A 20,911-nucleotide genomic window follows, 5' to 3' on the forward strand; every position below is an offset into this window, starting at 1 on the left:
AATGGACTAAATGCAGGTTGATTTAAGTAACGTGATGATGGAGTGATATGATGCCCATAGAGCTGGATTAGATTAATGAGAATAAAAAATTGACAAATCCGTCTTTAAATTTTATGATGTAGTTCGTATAAAGTGAATATGATGAAGTAGTGAAAGTGCTTTGTCCACCCTATATCCAAGTGGCTAACTGGATTATGGGTGGAACTGCGCTTTTTTTATTGGAAAAAGAAAGGATAACATTATGCAAACTGTTTCAACTGAATTTGACACAATTGCAGCAATTTCAACTCCACCTGGGGAAGGCGGAATTTCAATTATTCGAATTAGCGGAGTGGATGCACTTAAAACTGCCAGCCAGATTTATCGTGGCAAAGATTTGAATAAGGTGAATAGCCATACCATTAATTATGGTCATATTATTGATCCAGAAAATGGAAATGAAGTAGATGAAGTAATGGTGTCTGTAATGCGTGCGCCACATACGTACACCAAGGAAGATATCGTCGAAATTAATTGTCATGGTGGGATTGTCGCAACTAACCGAATTTTACAGATTATTTTAGGGTTAGATGCGAGATTGGCTAAACCGGGTGAATTTACTGAACGAGCTTTTTTGAATGGACGAATCGATTTGTCTCAAGCAGAAGCCGTAATGGATTTAATTCGTGCTAAAACTGATCAATCGATGAAAGTGGCGCTTGATCAGTTAGATGGAAATTTATCCCATTTAATTACTAATTTACGTCAAAATATCTTAGATGTTTTAGCACAAGTTGAAGTTAACATTGATTATCCAGAATATGACGATGTCGAAACAATGACAGCTCGGTTACTTAAAGAAAAAGCAATTGAAGTTAAAGCGAAGATTCAACAATTACTTTCAACTGCTAAACAAGGTAAAGTGCTCCGTGATGGGCTGGCTACCGCCATTATTGGGCATCCCAATGTCGGTAAATCTAGTATTCTAAATCATCTTTTACATGAAGATAAGGCCATCGTCACGGATGTTGCTGGTACAACTCGTGATGTAATTGAAGAATATGTTAACGTTCAAGGAGTCCCACTTAAGTTGGTTGACACAGCTGGTATTCATGAAACAGAAGATAAAGTTGAAAAAATTGGAGTGGATCGAAGCCGCAAAGCTCTTTTACAAGCCGATTTAGTTATCTTGGTTTTAGATAGTAGTGTTCCACTGCGCGATGAGGATCGGGAGCTGCTGAGAGAAACCAATCATATGCAGCGGATCGTCGTGCTTAATAAATCAGATTTAGAAGTAAAAATTAACTTAAATGAACTTCAAGAATATGTAGATGATAAAGAAATTATCAAATCATCAGCCGTTTCACCTTTAGGAACCAAAGACCTCGAGGACCGTATTGCAGCAATGTTTTTTGCTGGAAGTATTGAAAATACCTCTAATAATATTATGGTAACTAACGCTCGTCATATTGGATTGTTGAAGCAAGCTGAAACAGCTTTAGATGCCGTTCTTGAAGGGATTGAAACAGGAATGCCAGTTGATTTAGTTCAAATCGATATGACACGTGCTTGGGATTTATTGGGTGAAATTACTGGTGATAGTTACCAGGACGAATTATTAGATCAGTTATTTAGTCAATTTTGTTTAGGAAAATAAATTTGGAGTTGAAAAATATGTCTGAAGTAAAACAATATGAAGGTCGCGAGTATGACGTAATTGTAGTAGGAGCTGGACATGCTGGCTCGGAAGCGGCGCTCGCTGCCGCTCGAATGGGTAATAAAACCCTCTTAATGACCATTAATCTCGACATGGTGGCATTTATGCCATGTAATCCTTCCATTGGTGGTCCAGCCAAAGGAATTGTTGTCCGAGAAATTGATGCATTAGGCGGCGAAATGGGTCGTAATATTGATAAAACTTATGTTCAAATGCGGATGTTAAATACCGGAAAAGGCCCAGCGGTGCGCGCGCTGCGCGCGCAGGCTGATAAGCATGCTTATCATGCTGAGATGAAAAAGACCATCGAAGCTGAACCTAATTTGACTTTGCGTCAAGGAATTGTAGATGACTTAATTGTTGAAGATGGGGTCTGCAAGGGAGTTATTACTAACACCGGCGCCCGTTATCAAGCTAAAAGTGTTGTTCTAACATTAGGGACAGCTGCTCGCGGTAAAATTATCATTGGTGAACTTCAATATTCATCCGGTCCTAACAATTCTCAAGCTGCGCTAGAGTTAACCAAAAACTTGACCGAAAAATATCACTTTGACTTAGAGCGCTTCAAGACGGGGACACCTCCTCGAGTTGATGGCGGAACTATCAACTACGATGAAACCGAAGAACAACCCGGTGATGAAGTTCCTAATCATTTTAGTTTCCAAACACCAGATAGTAAGTACATTGAACTTAAAAACCAATTATCTTGCTGGTTGACTTACACAAATGAAAAAACTCATGAAATCATTCGCGAGAATTTAGATCGAGCTCCCATGTTTTCAGGAATGATTGAAGGTGTCGGACCTCGTTACTGCCCTTCAATCGAAGATAAGATTGTTCGTTTTGCGGACAAGAGTCGTCATCAGTTGTTCCTTGAACCAGAAGGCCGTAAAACTGACGAATGGTATGTCCAAGGACTTTCAACTTCAATGCCTGAAGAAGTGCAGCAACAAATTTTGCATTCCATTAAGGGGCTAGAAGAAGCTGAAATGATGCGTCCCGGATATGCGATCGAATACGATGTGGTAGCACCTTATCAATTGAAGAACACTTTGGAAACTAAACTAGTAAAGAATTTATATACTGCTGGTCAAACTAACGGAACATCAGGATATGAAGAAGCTGCTGGTCAAGGCCTAATTGCAGGGATTAATGCTGGCCGTCGGGCCCTAGGTAAGGAGCCTTTAACGTTGAAACGTAGTGATGCTTACATCGGTGTAATGATCGATGATTTGGTAACTAAGGGTACTAAAGAGCCTTATCGTTTGTTGACCAGTCGTGCAGAATATCGTTTAATTTTACGTCATGATAATGCTGATTTACGCTTAACAGAAGTGGGACATAACTTAGGTTTGGTTAGTGACGAAGAATATAATGCATTCCTTGAAAAGAAACAAGATATTAAGGATGAACTACAACGTCTGTCAGAAATTCGAATTAAACCTAGTCAAGTTCAAGAATTCCTAGAGTCAAAGGGTTCTAATGGCTTAAAAGATGGGGTTTTAGCATCAGAATTTCTACGGCGTCCGGAAGTTAACTATAGTGACTTATTGAAGTTCATTGATGCTCCAGAAAAAGATTTAGATCGTCGAGTAATTGAACAGGTCGAAATCGAAACTAAATATGCTGGATATATTAAAAAGGCTCAAGATCGGGTGGATCGTTTGAAGCGGATGGAAGAAAAGGCTATCCCAGATCGGATTGATTATGAAGCTATTAATGGATTGGCCACTGAAGGTCGCCAAAAACTCGAAAAAATCCGTCCAACTACCATTGCACAGGCTTCACGGATTAGCGGGGTAACGCCAGCTGACATTGCAATTTTGAGTGTTTATATCCAACAAGGAAAAATCGCAAAAATCGCAGAATAACAAAAATTAGCCCCTTGAAAAATTCAAGGAGCTTTTTTTGTTTCACAAAAAAGAATGTTTCACGTGAAACTGAAAAAAATTAATGTTAGTTCTGCTAAAATAGGCAGTAAAAAAGGAGAATGGCATGAAGATAATTATTGCACCAGCTAAGAAGATGCAAGTAGATACAGATTCCTTTGAGGCGACGACGATGCCAGTATATTTGAAGCAAACCCAGAAGATTCTGACGATGATGAAACAACTTACGTACTCAGATCTTAAAACGTTATGGAAGTGTAGCGATAAACTTGCTCAATTGAATTATGAGCGTCTGCAAGGTTTAGATTTAAAATATCAGCTAACGCCAGCAATTATGGCTTACGTCGGAATTCAATATCAATATATGGCTCCAGACTTAATGACGGAAAAGCAGTTGTCTTATATACAGGAACATTTAAGAATTCTATCTGGGTTTTACGGAGTGCTACGTCCATTTGATGGGATTGTCCCATATCGACTAGAAATGCAAGCGAGGTTAAAAATAGACAACTATAATAACTTATACCAATTTTGGGGAGCTAAGCTTTATCAAAATTTATATAAAGATAATCGAGCCGTCGTTAATTTAGTGTCTAAAGAATATGAAAAAGCCGTGCGTCCGTTTCTTCAAGAAGGCGATAAAATGACTACTTGTATTTTTGGAGAAATTATCGATGGAAAGATAAAGCAAAAAGCAACTCCAGCCAAAGAAGCTCGAGGAGAAATGGTTAATTTTATGGCGCTTAACCAAGTTAAAAATACCAAGGAACTGAAGAGCTTTGATCGTTTAAACTATGCTTACCGAGCCGATTTATCAAGTGCTGATAAAATGGTGTTTATCAAAAATGAACTTCACAAATAATGGTTTAAACAAATTTTGAACTTAAATTGAAGGTAGGTAAATACCCATAGATTGGCAAATATAACAGTTATATTGCAAAAGTATATAAAAATATCAAGTTTTCATTTCAAAAGTAAAATTTCTAAGACAAGTAACTAAGTTTGGGCTACAATAAGATTCATTAAGAGACTAAAGTGTTTGGAGGAAGATCGATGCGTTTTTTGAGAGATTGGATTTTACCAATCGTAATTGGATTATTAGTTGCACTGCTAGTTAAAACATTCCTGTTTCAATTTGTTAAGGTAGATGGCTCTTCAATGCAACCTAACCTACAAGATAGTGAACGAGTATTAGTTTGGAAACCAATGGAAGTTAAGCGGATGAGTGTAATTGTTTTTGATGCTCATGGAGAAGATCCGGCAGCTACTGAACCCGTAGATTATGTTAAGCGGGTCATCGGTGTTCCTGGGGACACAATTAGTTATAAAGATGGAAAGTTGTATGTTAATGATAAGTTAGTTCCTCAAAAATTTATTGATGAAGAACAACGCACAACGGGGACTGGAAACTGGACCTTAGCTTCAATTGCCAACAAATATGGCTGGGCTAAGAGTCCTAAAAAGGTACCCAAGGATTCGTACTTTGTGTTAGGAGATCATCGAAGTGTTTCTAACGATAGTCGATACTGGGGATTTGTTAAGAAGTCTAAAGTAATGGGTGTTGTGAAGGTTCCATTTTGGAGTAAAAATGATCAAGCTAAGAAAAATATCAATAAGTTAGCAACCGATTAAGCTAAGAAAGCTGTGAGATAGTCGCAGCTTTTTTTGTTTGTTTTTATGAAGGTAAGCGCTAAAATTAAATTAACGTACCAGCTAGTAAAAGAGATTGGTAACTTGGAACTTAATCGTGGAGGAATGAAAAATGAAGCGTGATCCGAATTGTGTTTTTTGCCAGAAAACAAAGGAAGATTATATTGTTGAAAATAAATTAGCAGCGTCATTTTTAGATTTTTATCCAGTTAGTAAGGGACATACTTTAATCGTACCTAAACGGCATGTCCGTCAATTGTGGGAATTAAATGAAGAGGAAAGACACGCAATTTTTACATTGGTCGAAAAAAATAAGGCGATCTTAGACCAAGAATACCAACCGGATGGATATAATGTGGTAGTAAATTCAGGTGCGGCAGCGGGCCAGAGTGTTTTTCACTGTCATATCCATCTCATACCACGCTACTGGAATGAAGATCCAAAGCGTAAACCAGTTCCGGGCCAATTCTTAGTACCTCCGGAGCGTCCTCAATTCAAGGGGATGGATTAGAAAATAAATTAAAAAGCATTCGGTACTTTATAAAGTATCGAATGCTTTATTATTTTAAGAAATAAAAAAACGTCTCACCAGGGGGGAGAGACGCATATACAGGTAATAAGTAACTGGTCGTTAGACCTTTCATTCACCTTATGGGGGGAGTAAATGAAAAAGTTATCTATAGTGTCACTATAAAAAGAAATTGTGAAGAAAGTGTGAATTTTTGATTGCTGAGAAATTACAGTTTATCGGGTTTAATGTAATATTTCAAAACGGGTAAAATTTAGTCCTAAAAAAAGGCTAAAATAAAAAAGTTCTTTCATTTTTAAATCTACATAGTATCATGAATCCATACGAGTATAATGGGGGATTTAGATGTTTCAAATTATAAAAGATATTATATATATTATTCTTATTCTAAATATTATTGGTGCCGTTTATACAGTTTTTAGACAACGTCGAGATATAGCTGCTACTTGGGCCTGGTTATTGGTCTTATTTTTCTTGCCTGGTGTAGGCTTTGTGATATACGCCTTTGTGGGACGAAAGCTACCAGAAAACAAATTATTTCCGCTGAAAAGTAAGACTCGCCTTCAATTGGATCAAGTTATGGAGCATCAGCGTCGAGAGCTAAAAAAGAATGAGTTTACTGCTGCCGATCAAGTTGTTAAAGATTCAGAACGAATGGTCCAATTCTTTACTAAAACGGATTATTCTTTTTTAAATCGAAGAAATGAAGTTCAAATCATCACAGATGGAAATGAACTTTTTGATGATATTTTTGCTGAAATTAAAAAAGCGAAAAAGCATATTCACGTTGAATTTTATACAATTTATGATGATCAAATTGGCAATCAGTTACGCGAGCTATTGGAAGAAAAAGCACGTGAAGGTGTTGAAGTTAAGGTGCTATGGGATTCATGGGGATCGCTAGGTACCAAAAGAAGTTTCTTCAAGAAATTGAATGAACTAGGCGGAGAAGCATATCCATTTTTAGGTACACGTTCAGCTTTAACTGACTTTCGATTGAACTTCAGGGATCACCGTAAAATTGTCGTGATTGATGGTAAGATTGGTTATGTTGGTGGTTTTAATGTGGGAGATCAATATTTAGGCCGTAAGAAAAAATTTGGTTATTGGCGAGATACCCATTTGAAAATCATCGGTTCTGGAGTTTACGGACTTCAATCAAGATTTATCCTGGATTGGAATGCTACAGACCGTAAAAAACAAATTGTCGAAGAGTTTAAAGCTGGATCAGTTTATTTCCCAGTCGCTGAAGTTAAAGGCAATACCAGTCTTCAAATCGTTAGTAATGGGCCAGATTCAGATATTGAAAAAATTAAAATGGGTTATTTGAAAATGATTCATAAAGCCAGGGAATCGGTTTGGATTCAATCACCATATTTAATTCCAGATGATAGTGTCTTGGACGCATTGCGCTTAGCAGCAACATCGGGAGTAGATGTCCGAGTAATGATTCCATGTATGCCTGATCACGCGTTTGTCTATCGTGCAACCCAATATTATGCTTGGCAATGTGCTAAGTGGGGAATTAAAGTTTATTACTACAACAATGGTTTCATCCATGCTAAAACGATGGTAGTGGATGGAAAAATATCTACAGTGGGTTCTGCGAATATGGATTTCCGTAGTTTCAAACTTAATTTTGAAGTTAACGCCTTTATGTATGATGAAAATATTGCAAAACAATTGCAGGAAATTTATGAAGAAGATATCAAACATTCTAGTCTCCAAACCGTAGCCATGTTTAATAAACAATCCACGTGGCTGAAGTTCAAACAAACCTTTTCACGTTTGCTTTCACCAATTTTGTAAGTAAAAAGAGTTGACGTTATTTTTAACCCGTGATAATCTTGTAAAAAATCAATTAAAGCATTTTAACTTTCACATTAAGTAGTGCATAATCTGGGTGTCAGAAAGTCGGTGGTTGCTGCGAACCGATCAGGGTTATGTTGTCGAAATACCGTGGAATAGTTTAATTTAACGGAAAATAACTAGAACCGTTATCAATCTAGTGAGTGAAGAGGTCTTTTTGGGTTCTCTTAAGCTGGGTGGTACCACGGTCTCCATATCGTCCCTGTTGCATTTATGATGCAGCAGGGACATTTTTTTGGTCAAAATAAGGGGGACTTGGAATGAAAAAGGTTAGTATTTTAGAAACTAGCACGGTATTGGTTTTAATGTTAGTGATAATGGGGCTAGGAGTAATTAAATTTAAATTATCTCCTCAAACGCCAGTATTGTTAGTTTTAGGTTTAATAACGATGTGGGCTAAGCTACGAGGTTTTGAATGGGAAGATATCAATCAAGGAATTAAAAATGGAATTGAAACGGGGATTATCCCCATCTTTATTTTTATTTTAGTTGGGGCACTAATTAGTGTCTGGATTGCAGCCGGTATTATTCCGACGTTAATGGTAATTGGTTTTAAGTTGATAAATGTAGCGTGGTTTGTTCCTTCGGTATTTATCGTCTGTTCACTAGTCGGTACCGCTGTGGGTTCAGCATTTACGGTAATGTCAACGGTGGGAATAGCATTTTTTGGTATGGGAGTCACCATGGGAGTCAATCCGGCCCTCGTGGCTGGAGCAATTATTTCTGGGGCAATTTTTGGTGATAAGTGTTCGCCCCTTTCTGAATCAACTAATTTGTCGGCCGCAGTAGTAGACGCAGACCTATTTGATCATATTAAAAATCTAATGTGGTCAACAGTTCCAGCATTTGTGGGAGCTTTGATTTTATTTACGATAATGGGGATGGGCGAAGCTAAAAGTGCAGACATGAGTAAGATTAACCAAACCGTGGCTATTTTAGAACAGCACTTCAACGTCAACTTCTGGGTTATTATTCCAATTGCTTTAATGTTTATCTGCGCTTGGATGAGAGTACCTGCCGTTCCAACTCTATTTATTAATATCGGGGTTTCTGTAATATTTGTTTTTATCGGCAATCCTCAGATTACAGTAACAAAAATTGCCTCAATTATTGAAAATGGATTTATTTCAAAGACTGGTAATATAGACGTTGATCAGCTATTAACTCGAGGTGGGATTGCTAGCATGATGGGAACCGTAGCTTTGATTGTTGTCACCTTATCTTTGGGTGGTATTTTAGTACACTTAGGCTTAATTGAACAAATCATGGCACCAATCGCGCAACGTTTAAATAGCGATGGGAAACTAATCTTAGCGGTAATTGCTAGTGCAATTGGGGTGAATTTATTCATCGGTGAACAATTCCTATCTGTCATCTTACCTGGGAAAGCATTTAAACCAACTTTTGAACGCTCAGGGCTAGCAAACGTCACACTAAGTCGTGCGCTTGAAGATGGTGGAACAGTAATTAATTACATTGTGCCATGGGGGGTAGCAGGTACTTTCGCGGCCAATACTTTTCATGTAGCAACTTTAAGTTACCTACCATTCGTATTCTTTAGCTTGTTGTCTCCAGTATTCTCAATTTTAAGTGGTTTTACAGGAATCGGAATCAAACATCGAAATTAAAAAAACAGGTTACAAGAGGAGAATATTACTCCGATTGTAACCTGTTTTGAGGTTCAGTAAACCAAGCGACTAAATGGTCACTAATTGCTTTTGATCCTTCTACGTTAGGATGAACTTCATCATTTGTTTCAATTACCCAATCTAAAGTTGGAATAAGTTCGATTTTTAAGGCTTTAGCGACGTTCTTGATGACGTGAGCATGTGCCTGATTAAAAGGTATAATTATAATAATTCTGGCATGAGGGAATTGCTTTTTAACTTCATTTATAAACCAAACAAAGTACATTTCAAAAACGTCATCCTCATAGCGAGCATCATTAGTCCCAAGATTAATTAAAACCAAATCAGGATTAATCCGAGGAGCTTTAACGCTAAAATTGACATATTTTACAAACTTACCAGCTGGGGGAACTCCTCCCGTTCCGTAACGGATTATACCGGCAGCACTATAGGCAATACGATAATCTTCCCAATCTAAAGCGCGGGATAATTGAGCAGCATAGTTAAGGTCGGCTCCATAACCGATAGAAGGTGCTTTACTACGAACCCAACAGCCAGCGGTGATAGAATCACCAATAAAAGCAACGAGTGGTCCAGCTGGTTTAATAGCCGCTAGGGTGCCTGAAGCAATCGTGATATCTTTAATGGTAAGTCCGTCATTACCTAACCAAATCTCATCTTGGTCAGTATTGCCTGTAAAATAAATCCGAACAATATGAGACTGATTTGAACTTAATTTAAAGTCATTTTTAGACTGGGTGAGTGGGGTTAAATGTAATTCATCATCGATATAAATGCTTAGAGTTTGAGGAGCAGAAAGAGGCTTAATTACCGCTTCTAAAGTGAAATAATCAGCATTTTGAACTTCAAACAAAATTTGAGCGCCTAGATTAGTGGTATACATTGCTGGCTTGCTTTCAACGGTCTGAGTTGTCCAACGCCCCATAAAATAGACGTTAGGAATGCACCCATTAGCCGAGGTAGGGATGATTTGATTCATAGTAAGCCTCCGATTTAAGTTAACCAGGATTATACATACATTCTATTTCATGATCATTAATTAATCCAATGGCTTGCATAAATGAGTACGCTGTTACGGGACCCACAAACTTAAATCCACGTTTTTTTAAGTCAGCCGAAATTATTTCAGAGAGTGGGGTTTTGGCGTGAATTTCCTCAGGAATTCGAATATGGTCGTTAATCTGACGGTTATTTACAAATTTCCAAATATATTCATCAAAACTACCGAATTCAAGCTGAACTTCAATAAAGGCTTTAGCATTAGAAATAGTAGCCGCTAATTTACCTCGATGATGTAAAATTTCGGGAGTTTCCATTAATCGATCAATATCGGCTTCAGTCATGGCTGCTACTACGTGAACTTCAAAGTTATGAAAGCCTTTTTTAAAGGCCGCACGCTTATTAATAATTGTATTCCAGCTTAAACCAGCCTGATAACCCTCTAAACAGAGCATCTCAAACATGTAACGATCGTCATGGGAGATTTGCCCCCATTCTTTAGCATGGTATTCTTGCATGAGTTCAGAAGCATTTTGAGCCCACGTACAGATAAAATTATTGTTCATTTTGCATTCTCCAATTCTAAATAAAAATGCTTTTAACTCCCTTTGAAAGGGTAATTAAAAACATTAGTTTAATTAATTCAATTTTAGCACATCTTACATATCCCGATCGTAGCCATTAAATAACAAATTAAGAACGACAGCAGTGATACTAGCAATCACGATGCCGTTGGTAAGTAGCATTTTAATAGTAGCGGGAAGGGCTTGGTAAAGTTGAGGATAAATGGTTGAGCCAAGTCCCATACCAACTGATAGCGAAACGATTAGAATGTTTTTAGTCTGGTTGAAGTTGACTTGTTGTAAGATACGGACCCCTTGAACCCCGACAATTCCGAACATTACCAACATAGCTCCCCCGAGGACGCTGGTCGGCACAATGGTGGCAGTGGCACCAGCCTTAGGAAGTAACCCTAAAACAATAAGGAAACCAGCTGCATAATATAAAGGTTTACGGCTTTTAACGCCTGAAAGCTGGAGAACACCTACATTTTCCGAAAAAGTTGAGTAGGGAAATGTATTAAAGATCCCTCCAAGGATGGCTGCAATTCCTTCTGAACGGTATCCACGTTTTAAATCGTCTTGAGTAATTTCTTTACCTACCAGATCACCTAATGCGAAAAAGACCCCTGTCGATTCAATCATTGTAGTTAAAGTAACCATAATCATGGTTAGAATAGCGGAAAGATTAAAGGTAGGAACTCCAAAATAGAAAGGTTGAGGAATTCGAAACCAACTAGCTTCAGCAATGGGCGATAACGAAACCATGCCCATAAAACTAGCAAGGATGGTGCCGATTAAAATACCAATTAAGATGGCGATAGAACGGAAAAAACCGCGAGCCCACACATTAATACCTACAATAATTAAAACGGTGATTAAGCCTACTAATAGATTACGGGGATCTCCAAAACTTTTAGCAGCAACATCTCCACCGCCAATATCTTGAAAGGCCACAGGAATTAAAGTAAAGCCAATTACGGTAATAATTGAGCCGGTTACGATTGGTGGGAAAAGTCCTTTAATTTTAGAGAAAAGTCCACCGACTAGAAATACAAAGACACCAGAAGCGATAATTGCTCCGTACATGGCGGTGACCCCTAGAGTCCCTCCAATTTGCTGGAGGGGTTGGACGGCTTGCACGGCGCAACCTAAAACGACTGGGAGACCAATCCCAGTTAGAGGAGTGCGTTTAATTTGTAAGAGCGTAGCGATACCACACATGAAAATATCAACAGAGACTAAATAAGTCATTTGAGCGGCTGTAAAATGTAAAAAACCACCGATTAAAAGAGGAACAATAACATCGCCAGAGTACATGGCTAAAAGGTGTTGAAAGCCTAAAATAGCAGCTTTTCCTTCAGTTAATTGTGGTTTAATTTCAGTTACAGGAACTTCGGTGTAACTTGATTCAGTTGTTTTCATGAATTCTCATCCTCGTTTTCATAATTTTCAAATCAATATGAAATCGAGCCTATAAAACTAAAAAAGCTCAAGACAAAAAGTCTCAAGCCATCATAATACATAAGAGTTAGTTTTCCTATAGTCCAACATTTACGGCGTTGGGTAGAAACTGTCAACCAGATTAAGACATTATATAGGCTAAGTTTTATTTGATTGTGACTGAAATTTTAACATATAAAAATTAATGAAACAACCATTCTCAAACTAGAATAGTTATTGTCGAAAAAATTGGAGAAAGAAACAAACAGATTTATAATGTAAAAAAGACTATTTTTAGGAGAAATCAATGAACATATTAGCAATTGGAACAGAACGAGTTATTTCCAAAAAAGTTTTAGAAGAATTAAAACAAAAATCAGATTTTTCAGTAATTATATGTACGCCAAAGCAAGTTAAAAACATTGCGGCGATTAATTATGATGTAATGTATGTTGATATGCTTCACCTCGGAATGGATGAAGAATTTGAAGGAATTATTGATCAAATTGAGGCTGGTGAAATTAAAGCGAACAAAATTATTTTTCTAGCAACGGCTGGCATGGATAAAGAAATCAATCCAAACTGGATTGAAGTTCAAGATTTGAAAGAACTACTATTAGAAGTCAAATATGTGGCTAAATTAGTGGATGAGACTGAGCTTCCATATACAATTTTACGACCGGTTGAAGTTAGTGATGAAGTTCAGAATGTAGCTTTAAATATAATTCCTGAAGGAGAAAAGATTAGCGTAGATAGAGTTAGTGAAGCTAACTTAAGAACGGTGATTATTGATGCAATTACGACCAATAATTATATTAATCAGTCGATTGGAATTTCTAATAAAGGATAGGAGAAAATATGCCACTTCAATTTATGTATGGACCAGCAAGTATTGACCATCTAGAAGGTATTGCCGACAGGGTAATTGAACTTCAGCAACAGAATGTCGGTCGGCCAGTATATTATTTGGTTCCTAATCACATCAAGTTTCAATCCGAAATACAATTACTTCAAAAGTTGCGACAGAGAAGAGAAGTTAAGGGTCATATTTTTGCCGAAAAGGATGTTCAAATTCTTTCGATTAGCCGATTAGCCTGGTTTTTCTTGCGAAACAGTAGTATTTACCAATATCCTCGCGTAACGAGCTCTAGTTCTAATATGCTGTTATATAGAGTGATTTTAGAACATCAAGATGAATTAATCTTGTTTCATAATATAGATGCTCAGTTGGGGCTGGTACAGAAGATTGCAACGCAGTTAGCTGAATTCAAGCAAGGGAATGTAGGGCCCGACGAATTAGGTCGAGTTGCGGAAAATATTGCCGAAAACAGCGATGCAGGGATGGATATTAAGGCTAAATTACATGACTTAGGCATAATTTATAGTGCTTATGAAGAAGAAATTCAAAGCCGTTTCATTGATGCTAGCGATATTACGCATACTTTAACAGATGAATTATCTAAAATGGATCTGAGTGGTCAGAGTTTTATAATTAGTGGCTTTTCAAATTTTACCGCTGAAGAAATGAGTTTAATTCAAGCCTTAATGAAGGCCAATGGAAATGTCGTTATTGATTTAATAATGGATAAATTTCCGCTTTATGAAAAAGTTTCAGAAAACAGTTTGTTTTTTGAAAACGAAAAAATAATTTTCAAATTTAATGCGTGGGCTCATGAAAACAAGGTGAAATCGCTAGAACCAGTTCGTTTACACCGAGTTAGAGTTAATTCTGATCTTTTAAAATTAGAAAAATATTGGATCGAATCAAGTGAAGGTCAAGTAGGAGGTTCTAAACAAGAAAATAACGCATGTGTTACGCTTTTCCAAGCGAATAGTCGTTATGCAGAAGTAGAACATGTGGCGACTTTAATACGCCAAAAAATGGCTAAAGATCCAAGTTTAAAATTTTCAGATTTTTCAGTTTTAACCCGACATTTGAGTGACTATTCAACGATTATTAAGCCAATATTTGATCAAATGGAGCTTCCGATCTTTTATGATCTTCAAATTGCAATGAAAGATCATCCATTACTAGAATTGATTAACGCTTTGTTTGATATTAGAGCACATCATTTTCGTTATGAAGATGTAATGCGTCTATTAAAAACGGGTTTGTTATTTCCAGAAACTGAGGATGACCCGCACGGGATGGACTTCTTCAAGAGTGTGCATATTACTGAAAATTACGTTTTAAAACAAGGAATCTATGGAGACCGATGGCTTCAGAAAAAAGATTGGAAATATAGTCGTTTTAACGATATTGACGAAGAGAAGCAAACGGATGAAGAAATCGAAATTAATCAGCGAATTAATACGGTAAAAAATTATGTAGCGGAAACAGTTGTGCCATTTTTTAATCAACTTTCTACTGCAACCACTGGTGTGGAAGCAGCCAAGGCCTTGTATGACTTTTTAATTAAAAATGGAATTGATCAATGCTTACTTGCTTGGCGAGACCAATGGATTGAGGAAGGGCGTTTGGCGAAAGCTGCTGAGCCCGAACAAACTTGGGAAACTTTTATCCAGATGCTCGATGAATTTGTCGATATTCTAGGAGATCAGCCATTTGACCCAGATAATTTTATGGGTCTTTTAAATGCGGGATTTGAAGGGGCAACTTATTCGCAAATCCCATCTACACTAGATCAAATTCTAGTTTCAGAAAGTGGAATGGTCCAGATGGTTGACCGTAAAATTGTATTTATCATCGGAGCTACTGATCGAGTAATGCCGGAACAAATTCAAGATAATGATTTTTTGAATCAAGATGGTAAAAATCAAATAGATCCGTTCTTAGATGATGATCAATTTTTGAGAATTAGTAATGATCGACAGATGCGCCAAGAACCATACCTTAATTATCTAACATTTATGATTGGTTCAGATGAGTTAATTTTCTCTTATCCAAAAAGTGGAAATGATGGCGTAGAATTAAAAATCTCGCCTTACGTAGAACGGATTGGTAAACATTTTGGGATTATCGCCCAATCATTACCAAGTCGACCTACAACTGAGCCAGTTCGACTGGATCCACCATTTATCGAGCTATTTATTGGTTCCAATCGAAGTACATTGAGTCATTTAATTCAGTATGCGAGAGCCATGCATGAAGCTAAAAGTGAAGCAGACCCACGCTGGAATCTAATTTATACAATTTTGAGACAGAGTACATTGGGTTCTTTAACAGATCAGTTACTAAGCAGTCTGGAATATAAAAATATCCCCGAAAAATTGAAACCAGAAATTGTGGAAGGTCTTTACGGCGATACAATTTATGCTTCAGTATCGAAGCTAGAAGAGTTTTATCGAAATGAATATTCATACTTTTTAAAATATGGATTGAAGTTACAAGAACGGGAAACATCGGATTTGAGCCCCGCTGATACAGGGCAATATTTCCATGCGGCAATGGATAAACTAATTAAAATGATTACTACTGAGAATCTGAACTTCAATGAAGTTAATCAAGAACAGATTGAACAAATTGCGAAAAGATTAGTTCAACAAATGGAGCAAGATCAACAATTTGACCAGTTTAATGGAACTTATCGGATGGGATTTTTGCGAAAACAGCTAGATCGAACGGTGCAAGCGATGGTCGAAGCAATCTTTAAACAACTGGCTCGCACACGAATGCGTCCGATTGCATCGGAACAATTATTTGGTCAGATTGGTTCGCAATCTGGATTGCCAGCATTGAACTTTAAGGTTGGAGAAGGCAAGGAAATTAACGTACGCGGTAAAATTGACCGTATTGATAAGATTGAAATTGGCGATAAGGACTATTTAGGAATTGTCGATTACAAATCTAGTAACCGTAAATTTGATTTCACAGATGCTTACTATGGGTTAGCGATGCAAATGTTAATGTACTTGGATGTAGTTCAGCGTAATAAAGAAAAGATTGACCCAGCTACAAAAGCAGAAATTTCGAGCGCATTATATATGATTTTCCAGTACCCGCTTCTAAAATCAAAAGAGTGGAAGGGCAGCGATGCTAACCAACTTAACCAAAGCATATTCAAAAAATTCTCACTAAATGGATTTTTATTAAAAGATGAGGAATTAATAAAGGAAATTGATAAGACGATTGAAGACACCAGAAAGTCCGATGTATTTCCAATTGCATTTACTACTAAGGGAGCTTTAACGAAGGTTAGTGAAAATAGTATCTTAAGCGAAGATGAACTTCAAAATTTGATTAAACATGCAGAATTGAAGGTACGTGAAGCTGGAGAAAAGATTTTCAAGGGTGAGCTAGATATGAATCCGGTACAGTGGCCTAATCGAAGAACAGTGATGGAATATTCTCCTTATAAAGATGTCATGCAATTTGATGCGATGTTACCTGAGAATAATTATCGAATAATTGATAAGTTAGATAAAGATCAAGTACTAGAACAGATTCGGGAGGAACAGGAAAAGAATGACAGATAGAGAGTATACCTTAAGTCAGAAGCAAGCAATTAATAGTTCCGGCCACAACATTTTAGTCTCTGCTTCGGCAGGATCGGGTAAAACCTCTGTTTTGGTGGAACGTGTAATCCAAAAAATTATTAATGGTGAAGATGTTGATCGTCTATTAGTAGTAACGTTTACGGAAGCTGCTGCCAGTGAAATGAAGGAACGTATTCGAGCAGCGATTGTGAAAAAAATTAATGAAGTGAGTGATATTGAACTTCAAAATCATTTTTCAATGCAGCTTAATAAGTTGAATAACGCGAATATCAGTACACTTCATGCATTTTGTATGTCGATAGTTAGAAACTATTATTACATCATTGATTTAGATCCCACGTTTAGAATTATGGATCCAACAGAAAGCGAGTTATTGAAAGAAAGTGTCTGGGCGGATCTCCGGGAAGAATTATACGAGAGGGATGAGGATGGTAAATTTGCGCTCCTCACGCGTAATTTTTCAAGCGATCGTTCGGATGAGGGGCTGCAAGATTTAATTTTAGAATTATTTGAGTTTTCGAATGCTAATCCAGACCCTCAAGCTTGGTTACAGCAGATTGCTAAAAATTACGAAGTTCCATCTGATAATGTTATGGATATGGAGTTTATCCAACAGCTTTTAACAGAAGTAAAAACAAAGTTGATGAGAATTTATCGCAAAGACCTAGATCTTACAGAACAAGCAATCAATGGTGGAGAACCTTTAAAAAATGCAGCTGAAAAATTCCAAAATGAAGTTGATGATTTAAAAACTATTATCGACAGCTTAGATGGTAGTTGGGATGATTTACAACAAGCCGTTAGCAAGATGAAGTTTGCGCAACTACCACGAGGTAAAAAAGAAGAAGTCCAAGAATTTAATGCATACGCTAAATCAATTCGAAATGATTTTAAAGATGAGTTTAATACAATTGCGGATAAATACTTTAAATTATCTAGTGAGCAAATGATTGCGGTCTTCAAGGATGCTCACGATTTAATGATGAAGTTAATTGAAGTACAAAACCAATTTGCGGAACACTTTTTACAGGAAAAACTAACCCGCCGTTCTTTAGATTTTAGTGACTTAGAACATTTTGCGTTACAAATTGTTTTAGATGATTCTGAAGAAGGTCAAGCAATCAGACGCGACTTTCAACAAAAATTTAATGAAGTTATTGTTGATGAATACCAGGATATTAACCCGCTTCAGGAAACAATTCTGACGTCAGTTGCCAGTTCAGATCCAGGAAATATGTTCATGGTGGGGGATGTAAAACAGTCTATTTACGCATTCCGAATGGCCGATCCTAGTCTGTTTATTAGTAAAAATAATCAATTTAAAGATGAAGAACAAGCAGATGAACGGATTATTTTAGCAGAAAACTTCCGTTCGATGCGAAATGTCGATGATTTTACTAACTTAATTTTTAACCAAGTAATGGATACTGAAGTAGGAGAAATTGAGTACGATGATGATGCACAATTGCAATTTGGTGCAAAATACTACCCAGATGAAGTTCAGAATAACACCGAGGTAATGATCTATGACGACAGCCAAACAGATATAGATGATAAAGAAGCTACTCCAATTATCTCAAACAAAAATGACGGTCAGTTACAGATGATTGCTCAACGTATTCAAAAACTATTTGCGGATCATACTCAGATTTATGATAAAAAAGAACAAAAAATGCGGGACTTAGAATATAGCGATATTGCTCTGCTACACTCAACGGGTAGTAATAACCTTGAGATTGTTGATACATTTAAGAAATATGGAATTCCCATTCAAGTTAATAATGCCCAGGATTATTTCCAAACCACAGAAGTTTCAATCATGATGGCGTTATTGAAAATAATTGATAATCCCTATCAAGATATCCCATTGGCAGCAGTTTTAAGGTCGCCAATGGTGGGGCTGAAGGAAAATGAACTAGCCTTTTTACGAATTGGAAAGAAAAATGGGCATTACTTTGAGGCACTACTTTATTTCTTGAATGAGGCCAAGCTAGATTCTAATAATGAGTTCCAAATGCAGTTAAAAACAAAAATAACTCACTTTTTAGAGCAGTTAGATCATTTTAGTAAATTAGCCCGTCAATCAACTTTGGTGGACCTCTTATGGGCAATTTATGATGAGACAGGTTATCTAGATTATGTTGGTGGAATGCCCGATGGGCCACAGCGCCAAAATAATCTACATGCTTTGTACGATCGGGCGAAAGGGTATGAGGAGTCTAGTTTTAAGGGACTCTTCCAATTTGTTCGATTTGTTGAAAAAATGCGAGATAAGAATAAGGATTTAGCTGAAAATCCAGTAGTTACTGATGTCAAAGCTGTGAAATTAATGACGATTCACGGAAGTAAAGGGCTAGAATTTCCAATTGTATTCCTAATTGATGCCGAACATGGATTCAATACCATGGATGAGAAAGGACGTTACGTTCTTGATCGAGACGCAGGAATGGGAATCACATTGAAGGACTTTATTCATCGGTTAGAGATTGATACAGTCCAAAAGAATTGGATTATTTCAATTAAGAAGCAAAAGGCGTTGGCCGAAAAATTGAGGGTACTCTACGTGGCCTTGACGCGCGCAGAACAAAAGCTAATTATCACTGGAGCAGTTAATTCTACGGATGACACCTTGAACAAGTGGGCCGAAGCGGTAGACACGGACGAGACGTTGATTCCTGCGGAAGCTAGATCTAAAGTAAGTAACTTTTTAGATTGGATTGGAATGGCAATTATGCGAGTACCTTCTGTGGTTGAAAAATACGCAGATTACAATACCCGAAAATTGCAAGGTACACTAATTCCGGATGTAGAATTGAAGATTATTAATAGCAGTGAGTTAATGGATCAGCAAGGATTAACAGCTTTAAAGTCAGCGCAGATACCTGAGTTACAGCAGTTAAACGCTTTTGATGATATAGCTGATGTTGATAAGTTTAAACAAATTATGAACTTCAAATACCATGATGAAGCCGCAACGATGACAACCGCCTATCAGTCAGTATCTGAAATTAAGCGAGTTTTTGACGATCCTGATAAATTCGAATTGAATTTTAGTGAGGTCGATGCAGATCAACACATTAAACCACAAAATCGGTTTGTAACGGAAAGTTTAATGGCTCCGCGTTTTATGAATGAAGCGACAAAGCCTAAGGCAGCTGAAATAGGGACCGCAACGCATTTAATTTTGCAACAATTAGATTTGAATCAACCGATTAATGAAACAATTATTAAAGATAAAATTGGTGAGTTGGTAATGAACCGAGTGTTGGATGAACAAGTTGCTAACCGGATTCGTATTTCAACAATATTAGACTTTTTTGATAGTGATTTAGGACAGCTAATGATCAACCATCCAGAAAATGTACATCGGGAAGAAGCTTTTTCGCTATTACTACCGGCTAAGGGACTTTTCCCTAAAGTTAAAGGTGATGACGATGTGTTGATTCATGGTATTATCGATGCATATTTCGAAATGGAAGATCGAGTTATCTTATTAGACTACAAGACCGATTTTGTTCTTCCGGGGAGCGTCGAACAAGGTATAGAAAAAGTAATTAATCGATACCAAGGGCAGGTCAATTTATACGCACAAGCCTTAGAGAGCGTTTTGAAACGACCAGTTAATGAAAAATATCTTTATTTGTTATCGATTGGACGACTAGTAGAAATTCAATAAAAAAGCTGCAACTAATCTAATATGGCAAAATTAGTTGCAGTTTTTTTGCGAAAAAGTGTTTTAAGAGACCACTAGATTAAGAGATGGAGAATAATCCTGAAGCGTGTTTTAACTACAGATGAACTTCGGAGCAAAAAAATGTGGATAATTGTGGATAACTTTGTTAATAACTAAAAAAGTACGAAACTATTTATACACAAAAGTTATTAAATAAACCTTAAGGCCTGTCGAAAAGTTATCCACAGGTAGTGTTGATAACTGTGGATAAAAAAGTTTATAATAATTTTATATTGATAAAAACGCTTATTTGTAGGCGATGTAAGCGTGTGGAATGAAACAAAAATTAAGTTGGATAATTGTGGATAACTAAAAAAACTGTTGACAAAATCTTATCCACAAATGTAGTGTCGAACATAAATTCGGCCCAATATGTTGTGAGTGTAAAAATTAGCCTGTGGATAACTTTGTTAATAACTTAAAAAAGGATGTGCAA

Annotated in this window: 13 protein-coding genes and 1 riboswitch; of the genes, 10 read left to right on the top strand and 3 right to left on the bottom strand. The window is 37.0% G+C overall.

The window, feature by feature from the left end; all coding sequences use genetic code 11:
• The first annotated feature begins 241 nt into the window (after positions 1 to 241).
• The 7 genes from mnmE to nhaC all read left to right on the top strand — a co-directional run bounded on the left by mnmE (position 242) and on the right by nhaC (position 9,261).
• A complete protein-coding gene (gene mnmE, locus IV86_RS00205) occupies positions 242 to 1,636 on the top strand; it encodes a tRNA uridine-5-carboxymethylaminomethyl(34) synthesis GTPase MnmE (RefSeq protein ID WP_056979278.1) in 1,395 nt (464 codons plus the stop codon).
• Between the two features lie 17 nt (positions 1,637 to 1,653).
• Complete coding sequence (gene mnmG, locus IV86_RS00210) at positions 1,654 to 3,567, top strand: tRNA uridine-5-carboxymethylaminomethyl(34) synthesis enzyme MnmG (RefSeq protein ID WP_002833855.1); 1,914 nt, start codon at positions 1,654 to 1,656, stop codon at positions 3,565 to 3,567.
• A gap of 124 nt (positions 3,568 to 3,691) precedes the next feature.
• Positions 3,692 to 4,447 (top strand): peroxide stress protein YaaA, encoded by a 756-nt coding sequence (gene yaaA / locus IV86_RS00215; RefSeq protein WP_002833854.1) that lies wholly within the window; start codon positions 3,692 to 3,694, stop codon positions 4,445 to 4,447.
• A gap of 191 nt (positions 4,448 to 4,638) precedes the next feature.
• Positions 4,639 to 5,217, top strand: a complete 579-nt coding sequence (gene lepB / locus IV86_RS00220; protein ID WP_002833853.1) for a signal peptidase I — start codon at positions 4,639 to 4,641, stop codon at positions 5,215 to 5,217.
• A 130-nt stretch (positions 5,218 to 5,347) separates the two neighbouring features.
• Positions 5,348 to 5,746 (top strand): HIT family protein, encoded by a 399-nt coding sequence (locus IV86_RS00225; protein ID WP_002833852.1) that lies wholly within the window; start codon positions 5,348 to 5,350, stop codon positions 5,744 to 5,746.
• Between the two features lie 363 nt (positions 5,747 to 6,109).
• A complete protein-coding gene (gene cls, locus IV86_RS00230) occupies positions 6,110 to 7,573 on the top strand; it encodes a cardiolipin synthase (RefSeq protein WP_002833851.1) in 1,464 nt (487 codons plus the stop codon).
• Between the two features lie 320 nt (positions 7,574 to 7,893).
• Complete coding sequence (gene nhaC / locus IV86_RS00235) at positions 7,894 to 9,261, top strand: Na+/H+ antiporter NhaC (protein ID WP_002833850.1); 1,368 nt, start codon at positions 7,894 to 7,896, stop codon at positions 9,259 to 9,261.
• Between the two features lie 25 nt (positions 9,262 to 9,286).
• Here the strand turns inward: nhaC and IV86_RS00240 are convergent, their stop codons facing one another.
• From IV86_RS00240 to IV86_RS00250, 3 genes are all read right to left on the bottom strand, one after another.
• Complete coding sequence (locus tag IV86_RS00240; RefSeq protein ID WP_002833849.1) at positions 9,287 to 10,261, bottom strand: SGNH/GDSL hydrolase family protein; 975 nt, start codon at positions 10,259 to 10,261, stop codon at positions 9,287 to 9,289.
• Between the two features lie 19 nt (positions 10,262 to 10,280).
• A complete protein-coding gene (locus IV86_RS00245; protein ID WP_002833848.1) occupies positions 10,281 to 10,847 on the bottom strand; it encodes a DNA-3-methyladenine glycosylase I in 567 nt (188 codons plus the stop codon).
• 93 nt (positions 10,848 to 10,940) lie between these two features.
• Positions 10,941 to 12,266, bottom strand: a complete 1,326-nt coding sequence (locus IV86_RS00250) for a nucleobase:cation symporter-2 family protein (RefSeq protein WP_002833847.1) — start codon at positions 12,264 to 12,266, stop codon at positions 10,941 to 10,943.
• A gap of 98 nt (positions 12,267 to 12,364) precedes the next feature.
• Positions 12,365 to 12,462: riboswitch (purine riboswitch) on the bottom strand.
• A 129-nt stretch (positions 12,463 to 12,591) separates the two neighbouring features.
• Between IV86_RS00250 and IV86_RS00255 the strand changes: the two genes are divergently transcribed.
• Genes IV86_RS00255 through addA form a run of 3 tightly spaced genes read left to right on the top strand, consistent with a single transcriptional unit; the run spans position 12,592 to position 20,418 of the window.
• Complete coding sequence (locus IV86_RS00255; RefSeq protein WP_002833846.1) at positions 12,592 to 13,134, top strand: NAD(P)H-binding protein; 543 nt, start codon at positions 12,592 to 12,594, stop codon at positions 13,132 to 13,134.
• An 8-nt stretch (positions 13,135 to 13,142) separates the two neighbouring features.
• On the top strand, positions 13,143 to 16,721 hold the full coding sequence (locus IV86_RS00260) for a PD-(D/E)XK nuclease family protein (protein WP_056979279.1): 3,579 nt from the start codon (positions 13,143 to 13,145) through the stop codon (positions 16,719 to 16,721).
• A complete protein-coding gene (gene addA, locus IV86_RS00265; RefSeq protein WP_056979280.1) occupies positions 16,711 to 20,418 on the top strand; it encodes a helicase-exonuclease AddAB subunit AddA in 3,708 nt (1,235 codons plus the stop codon). The genes IV86_RS00260 and addA overlap by 11 nt, the downstream gene beginning before the upstream one ends.
• Positions 20,419 to 20,911: the final 493 nt, after the last annotated feature.

The organism is Pediococcus pentosaceus (assembly GCF_001437285.1).
Classification (GTDB): Bacteria; Bacillota; Bacilli; order Lactobacillales; family Lactobacillaceae; genus Pediococcus; species Pediococcus pentosaceus.